Origin of the sequence: Humibacter albus DSM 18994 (assembly GCF_000421825.1) — a bacterium.
GTDB lineage: Bacteria > Actinomycetota > Actinomycetes > Actinomycetales > Microbacteriaceae > Humibacter > Humibacter albus.
In genome coordinates, this window is the sequence record NZ_ATXT01000006.1 from 1 (window position 1) to 5,560 (window position 5,560).

Here is a 5,560-nt window from a genome sequence, read left to right on the forward strand (position 1 = left end):
ATAGAAGTCCGGCGGTGTCCTACTCTCCCACAGGGTCCCCCCTGCAGTACCATCGGCGCTGAGAGTCTTAGCTTCCGGGTTCGGAATGTGTCCGGGCGTTTCCCTCTCGCTATGGCCGCCGAAACAGTGTGTGATGTTTCAGTGTTTGTTCAACACAAAGCGTGTTTGTGTTGGTTCTCGACCGTACATCGAGAACCACTCAGTGGACGCGGGCATCCGGCTCCTCATACCAGCCTTACAACGGTATGAGAATGATGATTATCAAGTTGTTGGCTTATTAGTACCGGTCAGCTGCACAGGTCGTTAGTCCCTGCTTCCACATCCGGCCTATCAACCCAGTCGTCTGGCTGGGAGCCTCTCACCCTAAAGGGCATGGAAGTCTCATCTTGAGGCCGGCTTCCCGCTTAGATGCTTTCAGCGGTTATCCATCCCGAACGTAGCTAATCAGCGGTGCTCCTGGCGGAACAACTGACACACCAGAGGTTCGTCCAACCCGGTCCTCTCGTACTAGGGTCAGATCCTCTCAAACTTCCTACGCGCGCAGCGGATAGGGACCGAACTGTCTCACGACGTTCTAAACCCAGCTCGCGTACCGCTTTAATGGGCGAACAGCCCAACCCTTGGGACCTACTCCAGCCCCAGGATGCGACGAGCCGACATCGAGGTGCCAAACCATGCCGTCGATATGGACTCTTGGGCAAGATCAGCCTGTTATCCCCGAGGTACCTTTTATCCGTTGAGCGACAGCGCTTCCACAAGCCACTGCCGGATCACTAGTCCCGACTTTCGTCCCTGCTCGACCTGTCAGTCTCACAGTCAAGCTCCCTTGTGCACTTACACTCGCCACCTGATTGCCAACCAGGTTGAGGGAACCTTTGGGCGCCTCCGTTACTCTTTAGGAGGCAACCGCCCCAGTTAAACTACCCACCAGGCACTGTCCCTGAACCGGATTACGGTTCTAAGTTAGACATCCAGAGTGACCAGAGTGGTATTTCAACAATGACTCCACGAACACTAGCGTGCCCGCTTCATAGTCTCCCACCTATCCTACACAAGCCACACCGAACACCAATACCAAGCTGTAGTAAAGGTCACGGGGTCTTTCCGTCCTGCTGCGCGTAACGAGCATCTTTACTCGTAATGCAATTTCGCCGAGTTCGCGGTTGAGACAGCTGGGAAGTCGTTACGCCATTCGTGCAGGTCGGAACTTACCCGACAAGGAATTTCGCTACCTTAGGATGGTTATAGTTACCACCGCCGTTTACTGGGGCTTAAATTCTCAGCTTCGCCTTACGGCTAACCGTTCCTCTTAACCTTCCAGCACCGGGCAGGCGTCAGTCCGTATACATCGTCTTGCGACTTGGCACGGACCTGTGTTTTTAGTAAACAGTCGCTTCCCACTGGTCTCTGCGGCCCTCAAACGCTCCAGCAGCAAGTGCTTTCACGCCTCAGGCCCCCCTTCTCCCTAAGTTACGGGGGCATTTTGCCGAGTTCCTTAACCACGATTCTCTCGATCTCCTTGGTATTCTCTACCTGACCACCTGAGTCGGTTTAGGGTACGGGCGGCTAGAACCTCGCGTCGATGCTTTTCTCGGCAGCATAGGATCACCAACTTCCCCAAAACGGGTCCGCATCGTGTCTCAGCCTGATGAACGACGGATTTGCCTATCGTTCGGCCTACGCACTTGCACCGGGACAACCATCGCCCGGCATCGGCTACCTTCCTGCGTCACACCTGTTAATACGCTAGCCGCACCAGCACAGGGTCGAGCGCTACCTCCACCCGCCTCACCCCGAAGGGATCGTACGGACGGTTTCGGGCTCTTAGCATTACTGGATTGACTGGGACGGTTCTTCGCCGGTACGGGAATATCAACCCGTTGTCCATCGACTACGCCTGTCGGCCTCGCCTTAGGTCCCGACTTACCCAGGGCGGATTAGCCTGGCCCTGGAACCCTTGGTCTTTCGGAGGACGGGTTTCTCACCCGTCTTTCGCTACTCATGCCTGCATTCTCACTCGTGTAGGCTCCACGGCTGGTTTCCACCGCCGCTTCACTGCCCACACGACGCTCTCCTACCCATCACCACGACTGAACCACGAAGGCTTGTCACAAATGGTAATGCCACAACTTCGGTGGCGTGCTTGAGCCCCGTTACATTGTCGGCGCGGAATCACTTGACCAGTGAGCTATTACGCACTCTTTCAAGGGTGGCTGCTTCTAAGCCAACCTCCTGGTTGTCTGTGCAACTCCACATCCTTTCCCACTTAGCACGCGCTTAGGGACCTTAGTTGGTGGTCTGGGTTGTTTCCCTCTCGACGATGAAGCTTATCCCCCACCGTCTCACTGCTGCGCTCTCACTTACCGGCATTCGGAGTTTGGCTGACGTCAGTAACCTTTTAGGGCCCATCGGCCATCCAGTAGCTCTACCTCCGGCAAGAAACACGCAACGCTGCACCTAAATGCATTTCGGAGAGAACCAGCTATCACGAAGTTTGATTGGCCTTTCACCCCTACCCACAGCTCATCCCCTCCATTTTCAACTGAAGTGGGTTCGGTCCTCCACGACGTCTTACCGTCGCTTCAACCTGGCCATGGGTAGATCACTTCGCTTCGGGTCTAGGACACGCGACTGAAATCGCCCTATTCGGACTCGCTTTCGCTACGGCTACCCCACACGGGTTAACCTCGCCACATGCCGCTAACTCGCAGGCTCATTCTTCAAAAGGCACGCTGTCACCCCAACAAGTAAGGCTCCAACGGTTTGTAAGCAAACGGTTTCAGGTACTATTTCACTCCCCTCCCGGGGTACTTTTCACCTTTCCCTCACGGTACTTGTCCGCTATCGGTCATCTGGGAGTATTTAGGCTTATCAGGTGGTCCTGACAGATTCACACGGGATTTCTCGGGCCCCGTGCTACTTGGGATACTCTCCACGCCGAGACCAGCATTTCGGCTACGGGGTTCACACCCTCTACGACCCGCCTTTCAATGCGGTTCGCCTATACCGTCTCGTCACGTCGGCTGCCCGGCAGAACAACCAAGAAAGTCCCACAACCCCGACCATGCAACGCCCGCCGGCTATCACACATGGCACGGTTTAGCCTCATCCGCGTTCGCTCGCCACTACTAACGGAATCACTATTGTTTTCTCTTCCTGTGGGTACTGAGATGTTTCACTTCCCCACGTTCCCTCTCCCTGCCCTATACATTCAGACAGGAGTAACCAGGTCACCCAAAAGGGCCTGGCTGGGTTTCCCCATTCGGACACCCTCGGATCACAGTTCGCTTATCAACTCCCCGAGGCTTATCGCAGATTGCTACGTCCTTCTTCGGCTCCAGATGCCAAGGCATCCACCGTTCGCTCTTAGAAACTTGAAATCACATGAGTCAAAAAACTTATCGACACCAGAAACCCGAAAAGCCCCCAGCGCCGATAGACCAATGATCTGTAAATCAGTACAAAGTACTAATCACGATCTTTGTGACCCGAAACCCCTAAAAAGGATCTCGAATCTAAGATGCTCGCGTCCACTGTGTAGTTCTCAAAATACGGTCGGTACCCTCCCTTCGCCGGCAACACCGACAAGAAAAGGGTCCGAGGTCACAGGTTCGACCCGAAGGCCGGCCCGGTCCCTCAGGACCCAACAGCGTGCACGCACGCAGCCCCCCGACCCGAACCGTTCCAGATCCCCGAAGGGACCGTACTAGGTCGCGCGCCGTTCAGCTACGCACCAATGTCCATGTTCCACCCATGAGCAACCAGCCGAAGACATCCGCTCCGGAACTGGCCTCTGGACACCCCAACGGGGTGCCACATGCTCCTTAGAAAGGAGGTGATCCAGCCGCACCTTCCGGTACGGCTACCTTGTTACGACTTAGTCCTAATCACCGATCCCACCTTCGACGGCTCCCTCCACAAGGGTTGGGCCACCGGCTTCGGGTGTTACCGACTTTCATGACTTGACGGGCGGTGTGTACAAGGCCCGGGAACGTATTCACCGCAGCGTTGCTGATCTGCGATTACTAGCGACTCCGACTTCATGAGGTCGAGTTGCAGACCTCAATCCGAACTGAGACCGGCTTTTTGGGATTCGCTCCACCTTACGGCATCGCAGCCCTTTGTACCGGCCATTGTAGCATGCGTGAAGCCCAAGACATAAGGGGCATGATGATTTGACGTCATCCCCACCTTCCTCCGAGTTGACCCCGGCAGTCTCCTATGAGTTCCCACCATCACGTGCTGGCAACATAGAACGAGGGTTGCGCTCGTTGCGGGACTTAACCCAACATCTCACGACACGAGCTGACGACAACCATGCACCACCTGTTCACCAGTGTCCAAAGAGAACCCCATTTCTAGGGCGTTCTGGTGTATGTCAAGCCTTGGTAAGGTTCTTCGCGTTGCATCGAATTAATCCGCATGCTCCGCCGCTTGTGCGGGCCCCCGTCAATTCCTTTGAGTTTTAGCCTTGCGGCCGTACTCCCCAGGCGGGGCGCTTAATGCGTTAGCTGCGACACGGAAACCGTGGAATGGTCCCCACATCTAGCGCCCAACGTTTACGGCGTGGACTACCAGGGTATCTAATCCTGTTCGCTCCCCACGCTTTCGCTCCTCAGCGTCAGTTACGGCCCAGAGAACTGCCTTCGCCATCGGTGTTCTTCCTGATATCTGCGCATTCCACCGCTACACCAGGAGTTCCATTCTCCCCTACCGCACTCTAGCCTGCCCGTACCCACTGCAGACCCGAAGTTGAGCCTCGGGATTTCACAGCAGACGCGACAGACCGCCTACGAGCTCTTTACGCCCAATAATTCCGGACAACGCTCGCACCCTACGTATTACCGCGGCTGCTGGCACGTAGTTAGCCGGTGCTTTTTCTGCAGGTACCGTCACTTACGAAAAGCTTCTTCCCTACCAAAAGAGGTTTACAACCCGAAGGCCGTCATCCCTCACGCGGCGTTGCTGCATCAGGCTTGCGCCCATTGTGCAATATTCCCCACTGCTGCCTCCCGTAGGAGTCTGGGCCGTGTCTCAGTCCCAGTGTGGCCGGTCACCCTCTCAGGCCGGCTACCCGTCGTCGCCTTGGTAAGCCATTACCTCACCAACAAGCTGATAGGCCGCGAGTCCATCCCCCACCAAAAAATCTTTCCACCCACAACAGATGCCTGTGCGGGTCATATCCAGTATTAGACGCCGTTTCCAGCGCTTATCCCAGAGTGAAGGGCAGGTTACTCACGTGTTACTCACCCGTTCGCCACTAATCCCCCCAGAGCAAGCTCCAAGGATCATCGTTCGACTTGCATGTGTTAAGCACGCCGCCAGCGTTCGTCCTGAGCCAGGATCAAACTCTCCATAAAAAATGATTACCCCCAACCAAGCAAAACCTGGAAGAAGGCGAGTTTGTCTGACTAGATCGAATATCAAACTGACATTCAAAATATCTAACCAAAAGGAATCTCGCACCAACAACAACCAAAAAAGGCCGCCATCAGTGCCGAGGTTAATTGGCATTGAACATTGTGCACGCTGTTGAGTTCTCAAGGATCGGACACTCCCG

The 5,560-nt window shown here is 55.3% G+C and carries 3 rRNA genes; all 3 read right to left on the minus strand.

Going from position 1 to position 5,560, the window contains the following annotated elements:
* Positions 1 to 6 precede the first annotated feature (6 nt).
* The 3 genes from rrf to H623_RS0101240 all read right to left on the minus strand — a co-directional run bounded on the left by rrf (position 7) and on the right by H623_RS0101240 (position 5,360).
* Positions 7 to 123: ribosomal RNA gene (rrf, locus tag H623_RS0101230) — 5S ribosomal RNA — on the minus strand.
* A 134-nt stretch (positions 124 to 257) separates the two neighbouring features.
* Positions 258 to 3,380: ribosomal RNA gene (locus H623_RS0101235) — 23S ribosomal RNA — on the minus strand.
* Positions 3,381 to 3,828: 448 nt separating this feature from the next.
* Positions 3,829 to 5,360 (minus strand): 16S ribosomal RNA (locus tag H623_RS0101240).
* The 16S, 23S and 5S rRNA genes sit together here, the layout of an rRNA operon.
* Positions 5,361 to 5,560: the final 200 nt, after the last annotated feature.